Raw genomic sequence first — 18,171 nt, forward strand, 5'->3', positions numbered from 1 at the left:
AAGCGACGGCAAGGGCATGTACCCGCGCCGCGGACTCATGGACATTGGAGCCTCGCGCTCCAGGATAAAAATGACGATCAAGAGACTGTTGGCGGTTGTTGCCTGCGCGGGCCTGCTCGCGCCGCAGGCATGGGCTGCCGAGAAAATCGAATTCTGGACCTTCAGCATGAAGCCCAAGTTCACGCCGTATTTCAATGCGGTGGTGGCGCGCTATGAGGCGCAGAATCCCGGCGTCAAGATCGAATGGATCGACTTCCCGTGGGACGTCATCCAGACCAAGCTGGTCACGCGCATCGTGGCCGGCACGCCGCCCGCGCTGGTCAGCCTGAACGTGCCCTGGGCCGACGAATTCGCGCGCGACGGCTTGCTCACGCCCGTCGATGGCCTGATCGCAGAGGCGCGCGCCAGCTACATTCCCAGCGCCCTGGCGGACTTGCGCTTCAAGGGCGGCACCTACGGTTTCCCCATGTACAGCAATGTCGCGGTGATCGCCTTCAATACCGCCATTTTCAAGCAGGCGGGCCTCGTGCGCGGCCCCGCCAGCCTCGATGAACAGCTGGCGTTCGCGCGCCAGATCGCGCAACGCACGGGCAAGGCCGGCATCGCCCCCGCCCTGTCGAAAATCGACGGCCTGTTCATGCAGCAGGGCCTGGCCGTGATTACCGACAACCGCGCCGTCTTCAATTCGCCGCAGCACGTGGCGCTGGTGCAAAAGCTGGCCGACACCTACAAGGTGGGCGGCCTGCTGAAGGAAAGCCTGTTCGCCGAAGATAACTTCCCCGCCGTGATCGACGCCTACAAGGGCGGCCGCCTGGGCATGCTGCTCGCGCCGCCGACGGCCATGCAGCGCATCCGCGGCGACGCGAAAGACATCTACGCCATCACCGACGTGGCGCCCGCGCCGCTGGGTCCCACCGGCATCGCCGACGGCGGCTGGCTGGTGCACTTCGCCATTCCGAAAGGCGTGCCGGCGCGCCAGTTGCCATCGGTCGGCAAGTTCGCGCGCTTCCTGACGAACGACGAAAACCAGCTGGCGTTCGCGCGCCAGGCCAGCGTCTTCCCCACCACGGTGAAAGCGGCGGCCGATCCGTTTTTCCTCGCCACGCCAACCAACGCGGGCGCGGCCGAAAAGGCGGTCGCCGCCGGCGCCCTGTCGATGGGCCACTCGCGCACCCTGTACGTGGCCGGCATCGACGACTACGACGAGCTGCGCCGCTCGCTGGTGAAAGCCGTCGAGGCGGGCGTGACGGGCAAGCAGGATGTGAAGCAGGCGCTGGACCAGGCCGTCGCCATCTGGAACCGCAAGCTGGCCACCCTGCCGCGCCACTGAGGACACCATGACATTCTCCCACCGCCACACTCTGCAAGCCTGGCTGTTCCTGACCCCCGCCCTGCTGCTGCTGGCCGCCTTTTCCTTCTGGCCCGTCGGCTACGGCTCCGTGCTGGCCTTCACCGACTACAGCCTGATACGCGAAACGCGCTTCGTCGGCCTCGATAACTTCCGCTACATCTTCAATAACGAGATGTTTGTCTCGGGCCTGAAGAATTCGCTGATGTTCCTGCTGATGGTGCCCTTCGTGCAGGTGGGCGCCATCACCCTGGCGGTCTTGGTGAACAACCGCCTGCCCGGCATCCGTTTGTTCCGCGCCGCCTTCTACGTGCCCGTGGTGACGACCGTGTCCGTGGTCGGCATCATGTGGGGCTTCATGTTCCACGAGCAGGGCGCGCTGAACTACGTGATGATGACGTTAAAACTGGTGAACGCGCCCGTGGGCTGGCTGTCGAACGACAGCCTGGCCCTGTTTGCCGTCATGTTCGTCACCCTGTGGCGCGGCCTGGGCTGGTACATGGTGATGTACCTGGCGGCGCTGCAATCGATTCCGTCGGACATGCAGGAAGCGGCCATGCTCGATGGCGCCAACCGCTGGCAGCGCTTCTGGAAGATCACCGTGCCCATGCTGCGCCCCACCATCATGCTGTGCTCCATCCTGTCCGTGCTGGCGGCCCTGAAGGCGTACCAGGAAGTCGACGTGCTGACCCAGGGCGGCCCCATGAATTCCACCTTCACGGCGCTGTACTACGCGTACGACCAGGGCCTCAAGCACTTGAAACTGCCGCGCGCGCTGGCCGCCAGCTTCGTCGTGTCCCTATTTTGCATCGGCATCGCCCTGCTGTGCCTGCGCTACCTCAAACCCAAGCACCGTTGATCGGGAATGACCATGCAAAAACGTTCCCGCCCCCTGAAAACCCGCCTGCAAATACTGGGCCACTATGCCGTGCTGTGCGCGATCGCCGTCGTCTGCGTCTTCCCCTTCTGGTGGACCCTGGTGACGGCCATTTCCACGGAAGGCAATATCTTCGCCTTCCCGCCCACCTTCTGGCCGAAGGCGCCGTCCTTCGACAACTTCATCGAAGTGTTCAACGCGATTCCCATCTGGTCGTTCTTCAGGAACTCCGTACTGATCGCCGTGTTCACCGTATTCTGGAAACTGCTGCTGTGCTCACTGGCCGCGTATCCGCTGGCGCGCCTGAAATTCCGCGGCCGCAAACTGGTATTCGGCCTGATTCTCGCCACGCTGGTGCTGCCGTCGGAAGTGAACTTCCTCGTCAACTTCATCACCATCACGCAAATGAGCCTGGTCGACACCTACACGGGCGTGATCCTGCCCAACGTGGTGACGGCCGTCGCCATCTTGCTGCTCAAGCAGGCGTTCGAGGAAGTGCCGCAAGACCTGATCGACGCGGCCAGGGTCGATGGCGCCTCCGAATGGGTGATCTTCAGCCGCATCATGCTGCCGCTGATTACGCCATGGCTGGCCACCGTCGGTATCCTGACGGCCGTCGAATCGTGGAATGAATACATCTGGCCGTCCATCGTCATGAGCAAGCCCGATGAATTCCCCCTGTCGGTGGGCGTGCTGTACTTGCGCGGCACCTTCGGCAGCAGCACGCGCGTGATTGCGGCCGGCACCCTGATCACCATCGTGCCGACCCTGCTCGCCTTCCTGTTTACCCAACGCTTCTTCATGCGCGGCATGGACGGCGCAGTCAAATGAAAACGTCTCTCGATAAGGAAGCCTCCATGCACGACAAGCGCACCAACATTGGCAAACGCAGCCCGATTTCCTGGGTGCCGACCTTGTACTTCGCCCAGGGCCTGCCGTTCTACGCCGTGGCCCTGGTGGCCGGCCTGATGTTCAAGAGCATGGGCGTGCCGAACGACCAGATCGCCCGCTGGACGGGCCTGATCGGCTTTGCCTGGGTCTTCAAGTCGCTGTGGAGCCCCTTCCTGGAACTGGCATCGAGCAAGAAGACCATGGTGGTGCTGTTCCAGTTCGCCGGTGGCCTGAGCCTGGGCCTGATCGCGCTGGCCCTGCAAACGCCGCTGTGGTTTGCCGCCTGCATCGCCGTGCTGTTCGTCGCCGCGCTGGCCTCGTCCACGCACGACATCGTCTGCGACGGCCTGTATATCGCCAGCCTGTCGGACAAGCAGCAGGCGGCTTACGCGGGCTGGCAAGGCGCCTTCTTCAACGCGGGCAAATTCATCTCGCTGGGCGGCCTGGTGATCCTGGCCGGCTACCTGGAGAAAAAAATCGGCATCAAGCCCGCATGGTCGGTGATCTTCCTGATCATCGGCGCCATGATGCTGTCGCTGGCCGCGTACCACCTGTGGGCGCTGCCGCAGGTGCGCAACGCGGCCGTCGCCGACAAGAGCGTGGCCGGCATCAGCCGCACCCTGTGGGACGTGCTGGTGGACTTCCTGAAAAAACCTGGCATCTGGGGCATGATCGCCTTCATCATCCTGTTCCGCGCGGGCGAGGCGCAAGTGCAGACCATCGGTCCGCTGTTCCTGCGCGAAGCGCGCGAACTGGGGGGACTGGGCCTGTCGACGACGGAAGTGGGCGCCGTGTACGGCACGGCCGGCACCGTCGCATTCCTGCTGGGCAGCATCGGCGGCGGCTACTTCACGTCGTGGCTGGGCCTCAAGCGCGCCATGTTCTTCCTGATCCTGGCCATGAATTTGCCGAACCTGGTGTTTTATTACCTGAGCCACAGCATGCCCACCGATTTGACCCTGATCACGGCAGCGCTCAGCGTGGAGATGTTCGGCTATGGCTTCGGCTTCGTCGGCCTGATCCTGTTCATGATGCAGGTGGTCTCCGTCGGCAAGTACCAGACGGCCCACTACGCGTTCGCCACCGGCGTGATGCAGCTGGGCTTCGTGCTGTTCAAGATGATCAGCGGCGACATCCAGACGGCCCTCGGCTACAAGACTTTTTTCCTGTGGGTGCTGGTGTCGGCCGTGCCCGTATTGATCCTGTCGCGCTTCATGCGCATCGGACCGAAGGATGCCTCCGGCCAGACTGACACGGGCGCCACGTCCGCGCCGGCCAGCGCCAGCTAGGATAGAACCACTTCATGGCACATATCGCGTTAAAGAACATCGTCAAGCTGTACGACGACAAGCACCCGGTCATCCACGGCATCGACCTCGATATCCGCGACGGCGAATTCGTCGTCTTCGTGGGGCCGTCCGGTTGCGGTAAATCAACCCTGCTGCGCATGATCGCGGGACTGGAAGACATCACGGACGGCGAGCTGCATATCGGCGGCAAGCTGGCCAACGATATCGCGCCGGCCGAGCGGGGCCTTGCCATGGTTTTCCAGAGCTACGCCCTGTACCCGCACATGACGGTATTCGAAAACATGGCCTTCGCCCTCTCGCTGGCGGGGCACAAGAAGGCCGAGGTGCGCGCCGCCGTCGAGCGCGCGGCCGAGATCCTGCAGATCACGCCACTGTTGAAACGCAAGCCGAAGGACCTGTCGGGCGGCCAGCGCCAGCGCGTGGCCATCGGCCGCGCCATCGTGCGCAAGCCGCAGGTATTCCTGTTCGACGAACCGCTGTCGAACCTCGACGCCTCGCTGCGCGTGCAGATGCGCGTGGAAATCTCGCGCCTGCACCAGGAATTGAAGACGACCATGATCTACGTCACGCACGACCAGGTCGAGGCGATGACCCTGGGCGAACGCATCGTCGTCTTCAACGGCGGGCGCATCGAACAGGTGGGCAGTCCGCACGCGCTGTATAACAATCCCGGCAACCTGTTCGTGGCCGGCTTCCTCGGCGCGCCGAAGATGAACTTCATCGCTTGCACAGCCGTCGCCAGCGGCCCCGGTTCGGTGGCCGTGCGCCTGCCCGGCGGCGCCGTCATCGACGTCGAAGCGCTGGGCGGGAGCGTGGCGCCGGGCGACCAGCTGACCCTGGGCGTGCGCGCCGAGCACGTCGTCCTGCAGGACGGGGACGCTGCAGGCGACAACGTCATCGACGCTGCCGTCAGCCATGTCGAATACCTGGGCGACGTAGCCATCGTTTACGCCAGCATGCCGGGCGTGACCGAGATGCTGGCCGTCAAGCTGCCGGCCGAGGAAGGCTTGCGTCAGGCGGGCGACGCCATGCGCCTACACCTGCCGGCGCAGCGCTGCCTGCTGTTCGATGCCGCAGGGCAAGCCCTAGCGCGCACGTTTGCCGCACCCGCTCAGCCGTTTATGTGACAATAGCCGCTTCGTATCATGCCGCTTCTGTTTGACTTATGCAGGCAGAACGGCAGAAATGTGTTTTTTCGAGCTTCCTTGCCCCTCTGGCAATGCCACTGCACGATGTTGCGGCTGCCAGTGCAGGTGCGTATTTTTGTTATTGATTGAAGGATAACCCATGTCCCAATTCCGTCTTGCCCGTCTTAGCCTGCTCCTGGCCGCCATCGGCCTGAATGTCCTGCCATCCCTGTCGCACGCGCAGGATGCCAAGCCAGCCGCCGCTGCGGGTGCGCCCGCCGCCGTGCCCGCCGACACGGTACGTCCTGAAGTGTTCAAGCTGCTCGATCCGGACGCCGTAAAGGCTTCGATGGATGCGAAAAACTATGCCGACGTGCAAAGCCGCATCGACCAGGCTGCCGCCATTCCCGCCCTGACGCCCTATGAATTGTTCGTACTGAACCGCCTGCGCGTGGCGCTGGCCTCGACCACCAACAATGCGACTATGGCCATGACGGCGCTGGAAGCGGTGATCGAATCGGGCAAGCTGGAAAAAAAGGTGCAGGGCGATTTCATCCAGGCACTGGCCAACTACCACTACAACGCCAAGGATTATCCGAACGCCATCAAGTGGTTCACCCGTTACCAGACGGAAACAGGCGATGTGGCTGGCGTGCGTCCCTACATCATCCGCGCGTATTACTTCAGCAATGATTTCGCGCGCGCGAAACAGGAACTGATGTCCGACCTGACGGCCAAGCAGCAGGCGGGCAAGACGCCGACCATCGAAGAACTGCAATTGCTGGCCAACACGGGTTCGAAAAGCAAGGACCCGGCCATCTACCTGGTCGCCATGGAAAACCTGGTGCGCTACTACCCGTCGGATGACTACTGGAGCGATTTGCTGAGCCGCACGCAAGGCAAGGCCGGCTATTCCGACCGCTTCGCGCTGGACGTGCTGCGCCTGCAATTCAAGGCCGTCGGCACCATGCCACCGCAAGATTACAGCGACATGGCTGAAATTGCCTTGCAGAACGCTTTCCCGACGGAAGCAAAAAAAGTGCTGGACGCGGGCTTTGCCAAAGGCGTGCTGGGCACGGGCGCGAATGCTGCCAAGCACAAGAAACTGCGCGACCAGGCCAACAAGGCTGCCGCCGACGATGCGAAAAACATCGCCAGCGGCGAAGCGTCGGCCATGAAGAGCAAGGATGGCACGGGCTTGATCAACCTCGGCTACGCTTTCGTGACGATGGACCAGTTCGACAAAGGTATCGACCTGATCCAGAAAGGCATCGCCAAGGGCGGCCTGAAACGTGCTGAAGACGCCAAGCTGCGCCTCGGCTACTCCTATGCCATGGCCGGCAAGAAAGACGACGCCATCAAGGTCCTGGAAACGGTCAAGGGCGGCGACGGCGTGGGCGACCTGGCCCGCTACTGGATCCTGTGGCTGAACCGTCCTGCCACGGCAGCGGCGGCACCGGCAGCAGCGGCACAGTAATTCCTGCGCCCTCAAGCAGACTCAAGGCAGTTCCCGGCTCAGGCCGGGGCTGCTTTTTTTTCGACCATCCACCCAAGAATGGGTATCGCGGCATGGGCTGACGTCAAGTTTCAGACCTTGATATAGATCTTGCGCTTGTCCATGCCGTAGGCGATCAGCCAGCACAGCAACATGAAGCTGACGGCAAACAGCATGGACCCCACGCGCGCCGGCGCCCAGCCCGTAAACCACTGCTGGTACAGCCACTGGTACAGGTTGCCGCTGCCGATGCGCACGGTAAACGCGATAATCACCAGCACTTCCGACACCAGGTAGATGAACAGGGTGTTCTTGCCGAAGACTTCAAAGAAGTAGGTCCAGCCCGTCATTTGACGCACGTCAATGATGAACATCAGCAGCGCCAGCAGCAGCAGGTCCAGGCCGATGCCCAGCATCACGTAAGAGCTGGTCCACAGCTTCTTGTTAATCGGAAACACCTCGTTCCAACACAAAGCCACCGCCACGCAAATGGCGCCGGCCACGGCCAGCTGATACAAGCTGGAGCGCAGCCGCGCCGGCGCCGCCTGGCGCAGGAAACTGCCCGCCAGGTAGCCGGCGATCACATTGACAATCGAGGGCAAGGTGCCGAGGATGCCTTCCGGATCGAAGGCGATGCCTTCGCCGTGGTACAAATGGCTGTCGCCCAGCAGGATCAGATCCAGCTTGGCCGGCGCGTTGCCGTGCAAGTTGTAGTCGCCAAAGCATGCCAGGATGGCCCAGTAGCCGAGCAAGGCGCAGGCGCTGAATGCCAGCGCCCCCCGCGTCTTCCAGTAATGCAGGATCAGCGCGGCGGCCAGGTAGCATACGGCGATGCGCTGCAGCACGCCGGGGATGCGCGTGTGCGACAGGGGCGACCAGGCGAACTGGCCCGCGTCGTCGATCTTGAAGAAAGGGAACCAGTACAGCAGGAAACCGAGTAAAAAGATCAGCGCGCTGCGCTTGCACAGCTTGGCCAGCACGGCGCCATGGCCCAGGTTTTCATACTTGCCCAGCGCAAAGGCCAAGGCATTGCCGACGACAAACAAAAAGCTGGGAAAGACCAGATCCGTCAAGGTAAAACCATGCCATTCGGCATGCAGGAACGGGGCGTACACGCTGCCCCAGTCGCCAGGCGTATTGACGACGATCATCAGGGCCACGGTCAGGCCGCGCAGGACGTCGAGGGCGAGGTAGCGTTGAGGTGCAATAGTCATAATGATGCCATATAAAAAGATAAATATTCGCCCGCTGCTGGTAGAAGGGCTGTACCGCCGAAGGCTGGGTACGACGTACTGGCAACCACCGATGGCGTAGCCTGCCACACGGTGACTGTTACTGAGTGGCAATAACAGAAACAACTCACCCACTCAGCAAAAAAGGCAAGGCCCTGATGCAGGGACTTGCCTTGAAAAGACCGAGGAAGGCCAGGCCCAGCACGTGTGCGCCAGGCCGGGTCGTCTTGCTTACAGCTTGGCGCGCAGGCCCAGGTAGAAGGTGCGGCCATTGCTGTAGAACGCGCGTGGCTGATCGCGGTTTTCAGCGTACATCTTGATGGTCGTGTTCGTCAGGTTAAGCGCATCGAACGTGACCGTGAAATGTTCGTTGATCTTGTAGTTGAGCGAACCGGCCAGGCCGCCAGCGCCTTCGACGTGCTGGCTGGCGCCACGATCCACGCCCGCCTTGTAGGACGAACGGTAGTTGTAGGCCAGGCGAGCGCTGAGGGCATTGGCTTCGTAGAAGGCCGTCAGGTTATACGTGCTGCGCGATGCGTTGACCAGTTCATCACCGTTATCCAGCTTGCCATCGGCATAGGTGTAGTTGGCCAAAATACCGAAGTCGCCGAACAGCGGTTGCTGGTAGCTGAACTCCGCGCCCTTGTTCTTGCCGCTGGTATTGAATGGCGACGTGATCTGGTACACGGCGTCGGTACCGCGCTTGCTATTGTAATAAGTCCCGCTAACAGTTCCATTGGATACGACGGACTTCAAATCCATGTAGAACAGGCCCACCGAGAATGCCGATTTTGGCGCAAAGTACCATTCTGCGCTAATCTCAGCGTTGTCCGACTTGACAGGGTCAAGCTTGACGTTTCCGCCGACACCGCTCAATGCATCGTCGTTCAGCGATACCGAACCACCGAGCGCGCTGTAATCAGGACGGGCGATGGTACGGGCAACGGCACCGCGGATGACCAGATCGTTGCGCACATCGAATTTGATGTTGGCGCTAGGCAAGTAGTCATTATAGGTGCGCTCAAACAAGTTCTGCGAGTACGGTTTCCAGTCGGAACCGACGATCGGGCCGCCGAGCTTGTTGACCAGGGTCGACTGCTTGGTCTGCACGGCACGCAGGCCGAAGTTACCGCTCCAGTTATCGCCCGTCAAATTGGCCATGGCATAGATGGCCGAAGTTTTTTCCTGCAGTTTGAATTCGTCTGTCCAGTTATGGCGTTGCACTGGATCGAGATTGCGGTTACCAGGGATCGCGGCCCAGGCGGCCAGTGCTGCACCGTCATACTTGAAGTAATTGCTCGACAGGTTGCCACCCAGATCCTTGCCGAAATCGCCAGGATACTGGGTACCATTCCAGACAGGGCCCGGATTGGAGATACCCAGAGGACCCGGTTTGGCATCAATCGGATGCTCGGCAGAACGCTTGTGATCGGTCAGGCGGCCCCCGAACTTGATCGAATCCCAGATGCCGGACGACAGGCGCAGTTCCGCGTCGATCTGGGCATATTTTTCCTGATCGACGGAACGCGATTCGCCACCGCCGATCCATGCCGTCGAACCTGGCTTGGTGGTGGTGCCGCCCGGATAGGAAACGCTGGCCGGGCTCATGCCGTTCAATTGATAGACCATGCCGCCATCGACGTTGTTCTGGTAGTAGACATCGTTGCGGTCATAGCCCAGGCCATGGGTCTTGCCCAGCTTGCCGGTCAGGGTCAGGTCCTTGGTGGCGCGGTACTTGAAGTTGAAATCGAGGTAGTACGATTCGCCGCCGGCATCAGGACGGTAGATATTGTCGACTTCGCCAGCGTTCTTGGCGAAGGTCGCGCCTGTCATGGTGCCGTTCTTGACCGTGTAGTTGGTCGGTATCTGGCCGTTCGGCACGCCGTCTTTCGTACTGTTGATCGAGTTGGCGGGCGCGGCCAGCCAGTTCGTGTTTTGATGCGGCGCCTTCAGTTGCGAATAGAAGCCGTTCACGTCCAGGGTCAGGTCCTTGCTGGGCTTGAATTCGATATCGAATGCGCCGCCTTCGCGGGTTTTCTTTTGCTCGAACAGGGTGGCGCCGATAAAGGTCGGCACTTTCACGCCGGCCAGTTCAGGACGGGCCTTGGCCGCAACGCTGTCTGCGGCAATCGGCGTGTAGCCGAGGATTTCCTGGCCATCGCGGCGCACGGTCGATTTTTGCGAAAAGCCCTGCACCATGATGCCCAGGGTATTGGTGTCGTTCTTCCAGTTTACCAGGCCGGAGAACTGCGGGTCGGTCTTGCCGGCCAGGTCATTGTGGAAAGCCTGGATCGAACCTTCAGCAGTGATCTGGTTCTTGAATTCCAGCGGACGGCGGGTGATCACGTCGATCACGCCCGAAACACCGCCTTCAGGCAGGTCTGCCGTGGCGCTCTTGTGCACGACAACGGAGCTCACCAGTTCCGATGGCAGCAAGGAGAAGCTGCTGCTGCGGCCGACGTTGCCGCCGAATTGGTTCAGGACGAACCAGTCGCCCGTGCTGATGGCATGACCGTTGAACAGGGTTTGCTGGAAGCTGGGGCTGGTGCCGCGCAGGCTGACGCGGTCGTTTTCGCCGAAGCCGCCTTCACCACCGGCCGACGATTGGGTATTCACACCTGGCAGGCGCTGGATCGCGTCAGCCACGTTACGGTCAGGCATCTTGCCGATATCTTCGGCCGTCACCACTTCCACCACGGAATCCGCATTGCGTTTTTGCTTCAGCGACTTTTCCAGCGAGGCACGCACGCCGGTCACGGTGACGGTCGTCACGTCGTCGGCGGGTGCTTCTTGCGCCTGCGCCGAAAAAGCCAGACCAGCGACCATCACGGCAACGGCCGCGGCGATCGGCGTACGGCTACGCGACCCGGATTTCACGACGGCAGCTGCAGGTGTCAAATTGCGTTTCATGTACTCCCCCTTGATTTAGGCTCCAGGATTGGAACCTTTTCATTTTTAACGTAGGTCTTCTTTCCAGCCCGCCCACTCTCGCCGGCATGCTGCAGACCCTTCGGCACAACCACTTACAAAACCAATTCAACGCCAATATACTACTATCCAATACCAGAACACTACCAGTTGCAACTTTTTTTTTATAACGTTGTTTGAATCACACAGACCACTTTATCTAAATCAATCCGTAGCCCGTATGAGCGGCTTAAATACGGGGGAAGCCAGGCATAAATTGTTGGCCTGATAATTCAAATTGGTTTTATAACGGCCTTTTTTGGTATTATCCAGCGACACAAAACAGATACAGAGCGCGTCTGCAACGCGCCGTAACGGAGACCCTCAGCGTATGACAACCCTCGCTCACATCATGCAAGGCCTGGGGCAGACGAGTAGCCTGCCCCTGTACCAGCAACTGCAGCGCGCGCTGCGCGAAGCGATCGACAAGCGCATCCTCGGCCCCGAGGAAGCCTTGCCGGCCGAGCGCCAGCTGGCCAGCGACCTGTCCGTTTCGCGCATCACCGTGCGCAAGGCCATCGATGGCCTCGTCAACGAGGGCTTGCTGGTGCGGCGCCCCGGCTCGGGCAATTTCATCAATACACGCATCGAGAAAAACTTCGCCAAGCTGACCTCGTTTTCCGAGGACATGCGGGCGCGCGGACGCACGCCCCGCAGCGTGTGGCTCAAGCGCGCAGAAGGCACCGTCACGCCGGAAGAAGCCTTGCGCCTGCGGCTGTCGCCGGGCGCGCCCGTGTACCGCTTCCACCGCATCCGCTATGCGGACGAGGTGCCGATGTGCCTGGAATACGCGACCATCGTCGCCAGCTGCCTGCCGAACCTCGACGCTGTCGATATCTCCATGTATGACGCGCTGGAACAGGCGGGCAACCGGCCCGTGCGCGCCTTGCAGCGCCTCAGCGCCTTGTTGTTGACGGGGGAGCAGGCCAGCCTGCTGCAGGCGGAGGAAGGCGACGCGGGCTTGTCGGTGGAAAGGCTGGGCTTTTTGCGCGATGGCCGCGCCGTGGAATTTTGCCGCTCCTACTTCCGCGGCGATATGTATGACTTCGTGGCCGAATTAAGTACCAATTAATACCGGATGCGCGAATTTCTCAATACCAGATAACACCACTTATTGCAGTGCAATATATATGCCGGCATCGCGCCTATATATGCACGGCAATGGTGCAATTATCAACGGCGATTATGTAGCCGCCCGCGCAGAATATAAAAGAAGGCCGTGCAATACGGTTTTGCGCGTTGCAACAAAACGGGGCGTTATGCGTCAGACGGCGGGCGCGGCGCGGCGGCCCACGCCCAGCAGGATCACGCCCAGCGCCACGCACAGCCAGCCGAACAGCGGCCCCAGCCAACCGGCCCACGTGGCCACGGGCCTCGCTGCCGGCAGCGGCGCCAGCAAGGTGCTGCCCGGCATGGCGCTGCTGGCCCGCTCCGCCAGCACGTTCCCATACGCATCGCTGACCGTCAGCACGCCCTCGCGCGCCGCGCGCAGCACCGCATAACCGTTTTCGACGCCGCGCACCACGGTCATGCGCGCCCCCATCCAGGCGTCCAGCTGGAAATCCCAGGCCGGTACCAGCATCGTTTGCGCGCCGGCCACGCCATATGCCCGCCCCAGGGGCGCAAAATGCATGTCCTTGCAAATGGCCAGCCCCATGGCCTGCCCCGCCACCGGCTGCACGGCATACGCGCTACCAGCAAGAAACTCGCGCTCGGGCGGCGCCAGATGATGCTTCTGATAGCTGACAGGCGCGGCGCCATCGGGCGCGAACAGCCAGGCCAGGTTGCGCCTGCCGGCAGCGTCCTGCACGCCGATACCGAGGATAATCCACGCGCCCGTGCTGCGCGCCAGCGCCTGGAAACGTTGCCGCACGGCATCTGCCTGCACAGGGGCCAGCACGGCTATCTTTTCCGGCAACAGCACCAGCGTGGCGCCCTGCCCGGCCAGCTGCACCAAGTGGCGCGCGTACTGGTCCCAGACGGCTTGCGCGCGCGCCGGCGGCGTAGCCGGACCGATAAAGTCATCGATGGCCACCAGTCCCGCCAGCGGCCCGGCAGGCGCCGGCGCGCCAGACGTTCCCTGCACACGCCAGGCGCCGCCGGCGAACGCGGCCGCCAGCAGCAGCGCGGCCGCGCCCGCCGCTGGCGCATATGCGCGGCCGCCGGCCAGCAGCAAGGCCAGCGCGGATGGCGCCAGGCACAGCAAGAACAGCAGGCCAGGTACGCCCGCCAGGGCCGCCACCTGCAGCACGGCAAGGTTATCCGCTTGCGAATACGCGAGGCTGCCCCAGTTACCGTCCGGCAGCAAGGCCGCCATCACCGTATCGATGGCCACCCACAGCACGGGATACGCCAGCACCGTCCAGCCGGAGCGGTAGCGCAGCACGAGGCGCCGCGTGGCCAGCACCACCAGAAGCCACAGCAGTGCCTTGACGAACATCACGGCCAGCACGGCCGGCAAGGGCATGAGCAGGCGAAAATAGGCAACGTTCGATGACAGGCCCAGCAAGGCGGCCAAAAACGTCATCCAGGCCGCATCGCGGCGCGACGAGCGCAGAGCCAGCCACAGCACGGGCAGCGGCGCGCACCAGGCCAGCCAGCCCAGCGGCTGCGGCCCCAGCACCCAGTACAGGGGCAGGCCCGCCGCCAGCGCGGCGGCGGTTTGCAACAGGCGCTGGCGCAGCGCGGTGCCGCCGACAGCCGGCGCAGACAAGGTATGGAGCATGGTCATGCCTTCAAGGGGAGCCAGATTTCCACGCCGCCGCTGCCGCTGACGGGATCGAAATGCTGGTCGTAGCGTTCAAAATCGGACGCGTCGGCCACTTCCAGGCCGGACCGGGGCAACCACTCGTTCCACACCGTGTGCCAGGTGGCGCGGATGGTGGAAATGTGGCCGCGGTGATGAAACACGGCATAGCGCCGCGGGGCGATGCGCAGCCGCGTCCAGCCGTCGGGGGACTGCGAAAAGTCGTTCACGGGCATGGCGCACAGGTAATCGAAATTGCCCGCATCGTCATTATTGCAGCACACGCCATACACGAGCTGGCCGGGCGCCGCATGGGGCAGGAAACGCTGCCACAGGGCGGGGATGCCGGCAACCGTTTCTGCGCGATAACGTTCGACGAGACCCGCCACCAGCAAGGCGGGGCCCTGTTCGAAACGGGGTGCTTCCAGCGCCACGCCAGGCGCCACATCCAGTTTGATGGCCTCCACCAGCGCGAGGTTGGCGACATGGCGCTGGGCCCGCACCATTTCCGGCGTGCGCTGGAACTGCTCGCGGAAGGCCCGCGTAAATGCCTCGTGGGAACTGTAGCCAGCCTGCAGGGCGACGGCGAGGATGTCTTGCGCGCCCTGCGCCAGTACGCGGGCCGCCTCGCTGAGCCGGCGCGCCCGCACATAGCGCATCACGGAATGGCCCGTGGCCAGGCCAAACGCGCGCGTCAGGTGACACGGCGAGGCGCCGCCCACGTGGGCGATGTCGCCGAGCGAGATATTCTCCGCATAATGCGATTCGATATACCAGAGTGCCTTGGCCAGATAGTGCATGGACGCTTCCCGTTGAACGAGCTGCGACTGTAGCATTTTCAGATCACGAGGATTTGACTGAAATTGCGCAATGCGGGCTTATTTGCGCGTGCGCTTTTCGTAAACCAGCTGGCCGCTGCTGATGCGCGCCAGTTCGGCCATCTCCTGGGCCAGGAAGGCGAGCAGGTCGTCGATGCTGACGACGCCGGAAAGCGCGCCCAGGCTGTTGACCACGGGCAAGCGGCGGATGCCGTTGACGCGCATGCGTTCGATGATGTCGTAGACGTCTTCGTCTTCGCTGGCCGTGAGCAGTTGCGCGCTCATGATGTCGCCCACCAGCAGGCTGGCGGGGTCGAGGCCCAGGGCGATGACGGAAATGACGATGTCGCGGTCGGTGAGGATGCCGATGGGGACGCGCTCGCCGTTCGGCTGTTCGGCCACGATCAGGTCGCCCACGTGGTGCTGGCGCATCAGCAGCGCCGCGTCTTGCACGCTGGTGTCACGCTGGCAATGGATGGTGTGCAGGGTACAGATGTCGCCGATGCGCATGTCGCCACTCCGTTTGAGGCAGAGTGTCCACGCTACGCCAGCCCACCGTGGCGGGCTTGAGGCAAATCAAGGGAGCGGTACTTACTTTTCTTCGGGCGGCGGCAGGAAGCAGGCTTCGACGATCTGCAGGTCGTTATCCTTGGCAAATTCGCGCACGAAGTGAAACGCCATCGGCTCGATCTCGCGCAACTTCGTGTTGACGACCACCGACTTGACGCCATTGACGACGGTCGGGCGCACGTAGGGCGAATACTGGAGGTGCGCATTGCGCCCGCCGCCTTCGGGATTGAAACAGGACATCACTCCGCAAAGGCGCTCGGCCCAATCGCTGGGTCGGAATTGCTTACCATTGCTGGTGAGACCAAGGATGAAGAACTCGTCTGAGAGTTCCCCTGTTTTTTGAGATAACTCGGCCATGTGGCTTGTCGGGACTGGATTGCGTGAATGGCCCCGGCGGGTAAGCCGGGCTGGTAATTCAACTACGTTTGCTGCGGTAAGCCAGTATTATATCTTATAGAAGACTTGGGTTCTACCTCGATCTGCCCTGACGATGCAAACAGGGGCCGGCACGCGTAACGCGCCAGCCCCTATTTTAACCTTGTTCCACGCGCCGGGCGCATGGATGGCGCGTGTGCGCCCGCGTCAGCCGAGGAAAACGGCGCCCGACATCAACAGCAGCAGCAGCATCCACAGCAGCAAGGCGCGCCAGACGAGGCCCACCGTGCTCTGCAAGGCACGCGCGCCCGGCTCTTCGCCCGGCAGGATATCGCTTTCGCTGTCGCTGTCGTCGACGGCCATGTCCGGCGTGACGACCACGCGGGCCGCCGTTTCCGCCGGCGTGCCCAGGCGCACGCCCATGGCGCCGCCGCCGGCCGTCAGGATGATGCCGATGGCCTCGTCCTGCCAGCGCTGGGCGAAATTGCGCCAGGCGTAGATGGCATCCTCGAAATTGCCGACCACGGCAAACGCCACGGCCGTCAGGCGCACGGGAATCCAGTCGATCAGGTAAAAGGCGCGCGCGGCGAACTGGCCGAACGCTTCATTGCGCATGTGCTCGGGCTCGTTCCAGGCGCGCGCCAGGTATTCGGCCACGCGGTACATCACGGCGCAGGCAGGGCCCAGCGGCATGAGGAACCAGAAGAACACGCCAAACACATTGCGATGCGTGGTGATCAGGGCTTTTTCCACGGCGATGCGGGCGATTTCGCTCGCTTCCATGCCTACCGTGTCGAGCTTGGTCCACTCGGCCAGCAAGGTCCGCGCGGACGCCTCGTCGCCGGCGCTCAGGGCCAGCTGGATCGACGTGAAGTAATGGCTGTAATGGCGAAAACCCAATGTCAGGTAGACGATGAGGACATTCCAGACGAAGGCCAGGGGGGTCAGCTGGTAATGCCGCAAGAGCCAGTATACGCCGGCCGTCGGCACCATCAGCACGCCGATCATGAGGAACCAGCCCATGCGGCCGTGGTTGGCATGGCCGGCATTGAACCAGGTCTCCATGCGCATTGCCAGGCTCTTGATTTCGGCGTAGATCGGATTGTCCGCGCGCAAAGGTTTGAGCTGCTCGATCAGCAATGCGCAAAGTATGGAGAGAAATGTCATCAATGGTCCTTTTTGTCTTTTTCAGCAATACCGCAATGCCCGCTACGATAGCGCAGTGCAGTGCTGGAATCAAACTTATTACGTGCGGGGTGCCATTTTACGCGCGCAAGAGGTGAAACAGATTGCGCAGCATGCCGGCGGTGGCGCCCCAAATGTAGAAGCGCTCGTAGGGCATGGCGTAGAACGAGCGCCGTCCGCCGGGCAATTCCACCGACAGGCGCTGGTGGTTGAGGCCATCCATGAGGAAGGCCAGCGGCACTTCGAAGATTTCCGCCACTTCCGACGGGTCGGCGCGCAGCTCGAACGGCGGCGTCACCAGGCCCACCACGGGCGTGACCTGGTAACCGGTGCCCGTCAGGTAGTCGGGCAGGCAGCCCAGCACTTCAATATGTTCGCGCGCCAGGCCCACTTCTTCTTCCGTTTCGCGCAGGGCCGTGGCGATGGGCGAACCGTCGAACGGTTCGCTGCGCCCGCCCGGAAAGCTGACCTGGCCCGCATGGCTGCTCAGGTGGTCCGTGCGCATGGTCAGCAAGATGGTCAAGCCCTGTGGCCGTTGCACCAGCGGAATGAGCACGGCGGCGCGCACGGGCACGGCGCGGGCGGACAGGAAATCCTGGGTAATCTCGGGCTGCCAGTCGGGCTGTTCGGCCAGGCGCTGGCGCAGCCAGTCCGGCGTCAGGCGTTCGGCGTCCAGCGCCGCCTCGCCGGCGATCGAATCGATGGCGAGTTGTTTGGGATCAAATGCGATGGTGGCCATGGCAGCTTGCCTCAATAGCAATTCAGAATAAAAAAGGGGCGCCGAGAGGCACCCCTTTTCCCAACGCAGACGCTGATATTACGCGCTTGCTTTCGCCACAACGCGGCGATTTGGCAATTTTTCTTTGATACGCGCCGATTTACCCGAACGCTCACGCAGATAGTACAGCTTGGCGCGGCGAACATCACCACGGCGTTTCACTTCGATCGAAGCGATCAGCGGCGAGTACAGTTGGAACGTACGCTCAACGCCTTCGCCGGACGAGATCTTGCGAACGATGAAGTTCGAGTTCAGGCCACGGTTACGACGGGAGATAACGACGCCTTCGTAAGCCTGGGCGCGCTTGCGCGTGCCTTCGACTACGTTGACGCTGACGATAACGGTATCGCCTGGTGCGAAGTCAGGAATCGATTTACCCAGACGGGCGATCTCTTCTTGCTCTAATTGTTGAATCAAGTCCATTTTTATAACTCCGAAAACCATCATGCCGG

At 62.2% G+C, this 18,171-nt stretch carries 16 protein-coding genes; 7 read left to right on the plus strand and 9 right to left on the minus strand.

Going from position 1 to position 18,171, the window contains the following annotated elements; genetic code table 11:
* Nucleotides 1-70: 70 nt before the first annotated feature.
* From O3301_RS16010 to O3301_RS16035, 6 genes are all read left to right on the plus strand, one after another.
* Nucleotides 71-1,330: an ABC transporter substrate-binding protein gene (locus tag O3301_RS16010; RefSeq protein ID WP_099665201.1), complete on the plus strand. Its 1,260-nt coding sequence runs from the start codon at nt 71-73 to the stop codon at nt 1,328-1,330.
* Nucleotides 1,331-1,337: 7 nt separating this feature from the next.
* Nucleotides 1,338-2,207 carry a carbohydrate ABC transporter permease gene (locus tag O3301_RS16015; RefSeq protein WP_289906254.1) on the plus strand — a complete coding sequence of 290 codons (870 nt, stop codon included), beginning with the start codon at nt 1,338-1,340 and terminating at the stop codon, nt 2,205-2,207.
* Between the two features lie 12 nt (nt 2,208-2,219).
* Nucleotides 2,220-3,056 carry a carbohydrate ABC transporter permease gene (locus O3301_RS16020; protein ID WP_289899941.1) on the plus strand — a complete coding sequence of 279 codons (837 nt, stop codon included), beginning with the start codon at nt 2,220-2,222 and terminating at the stop codon, nt 3,054-3,056.
* A gap of 26 nt (nt 3,057-3,082) precedes the next feature.
* A complete protein-coding gene (locus O3301_RS16025; RefSeq protein ID WP_077400590.1) occupies nt 3,083-4,405 on the plus strand; it encodes an MFS transporter in 1,323 nt (440 codons plus the stop codon).
* A 14-nt stretch (nt 4,406-4,419) separates the two neighbouring features.
* The gene (locus O3301_RS16030; RefSeq protein ID WP_305056851.1) at nt 4,420-5,553 is read left to right on the plus strand and encodes an ABC transporter ATP-binding protein; all 1,134 of its coding nucleotides are present in this window, start codon (nt 4,420-4,422) and stop codon (nt 5,551-5,553) included.
* Nucleotides 5,554-5,713: 160 nt separating this feature from the next.
* The gene (locus O3301_RS16035; protein WP_289918238.1) at nt 5,714-7,030 is read left to right on the plus strand and encodes a M48 family metallopeptidase; all 1,317 of its coding nucleotides are present in this window, start codon (nt 5,714-5,716) and stop codon (nt 7,028-7,030) included.
* Nucleotides 7,031-7,140: 110 nt separating this feature from the next.
* Here the strand turns inward: O3301_RS16035 and O3301_RS16040 are convergent, their stop codons facing one another.
* Both O3301_RS16040 and O3301_RS16045 read right to left on the minus strand, forming a co-directional pair.
* Nucleotides 7,141-8,262: an acyltransferase family protein gene (locus O3301_RS16040; protein ID WP_305056852.1), complete on the minus strand. Its 1,122-nt coding sequence runs from the start codon at nt 8,260-8,262 to the stop codon at nt 7,141-7,143.
* Between the two features lie 249 nt (nt 8,263-8,511).
* The gene (locus O3301_RS16045; RefSeq protein ID WP_251349897.1) at nt 8,512-11,190 is read right to left on the minus strand and encodes a TonB-dependent receptor; all 2,679 of its coding nucleotides are present in this window, start codon (nt 11,188-11,190) and stop codon (nt 8,512-8,514) included.
* Nucleotides 11,191-11,578: 388 nt separating this feature from the next.
* Between O3301_RS16045 and O3301_RS16050 the strand changes: the two genes are divergently transcribed.
* Nucleotides 11,579-12,319, plus strand: coding sequence for a GntR family transcriptional regulator (locus tag O3301_RS16050; RefSeq protein ID WP_034781815.1), 741 nt, complete (start codon nt 11,579-11,581; stop codon nt 12,317-12,319).
* A gap of 192 nt (nt 12,320-12,511) precedes the next feature.
* On the opposite strand, the gene O3301_RS16055 is transcribed toward O3301_RS16050, so the two are convergent.
* From O3301_RS16055 to rplS, 7 genes are all read right to left on the minus strand, one after another.
* The gene (locus O3301_RS16055; protein WP_305056853.1) at nt 12,512-13,972 is read right to left on the minus strand and encodes a carbon-nitrogen hydrolase family protein; all 1,461 of its coding nucleotides are present in this window, start codon (nt 13,970-13,972) and stop codon (nt 12,512-12,514) included.
* A 2-nt stretch (nt 13,973-13,974) separates the two neighbouring features.
* Nucleotides 13,975-14,793, minus strand: a complete 819-nt coding sequence (locus O3301_RS16060) for an AraC family transcriptional regulator (RefSeq protein ID WP_305056854.1) — start codon at nt 14,791-14,793, stop codon at nt 13,975-13,977.
* Between the two features lie 78 nt (nt 14,794-14,871).
* Nucleotides 14,872-15,321: a CBS domain-containing protein gene (locus tag O3301_RS16065; protein ID WP_035825422.1), complete on the minus strand. Its 450-nt coding sequence runs from the start codon at nt 15,319-15,321 to the stop codon at nt 14,872-14,874.
* Nucleotides 15,322-15,402: 81 nt separating this feature from the next.
* Entirely contained in the window at nt 15,403-15,738 is a 336-nt protein-coding gene (locus O3301_RS16070) for a DUF3579 domain-containing protein (RefSeq protein ID WP_029496213.1), read from the minus strand.
* A 225-nt stretch (nt 15,739-15,963) separates the two neighbouring features.
* Nucleotides 15,964-16,923, minus strand: coding sequence for a CobD/CbiB family protein (locus tag O3301_RS16075; protein ID WP_099665209.1), 960 nt, complete (start codon nt 16,921-16,923; stop codon nt 15,964-15,966).
* A 97-nt stretch (nt 16,924-17,020) separates the two neighbouring features.
* Nucleotides 17,021-17,680, minus strand: coding sequence for a CoA pyrophosphatase (locus O3301_RS16080; protein ID WP_305056855.1), 660 nt, complete (start codon nt 17,678-17,680; stop codon nt 17,021-17,023).
* Between the two features lie 78 nt (nt 17,681-17,758).
* A complete protein-coding gene (gene rplS, locus O3301_RS16085; RefSeq protein ID WP_035825414.1) occupies nt 17,759-18,142 on the minus strand; it encodes a 50S ribosomal protein L19 in 384 nt (127 codons plus the stop codon).
* Nucleotides 18,143-18,171: the final 29 nt, after the last annotated feature.

This window comes from Janthinobacterium sp. SUN211 (assembly GCF_030587315.1).
Classification (GTDB): domain Bacteria; phylum Pseudomonadota; class Gammaproteobacteria; order Burkholderiales; family Burkholderiaceae_D; genus Janthinobacterium; species Janthinobacterium kumbetense.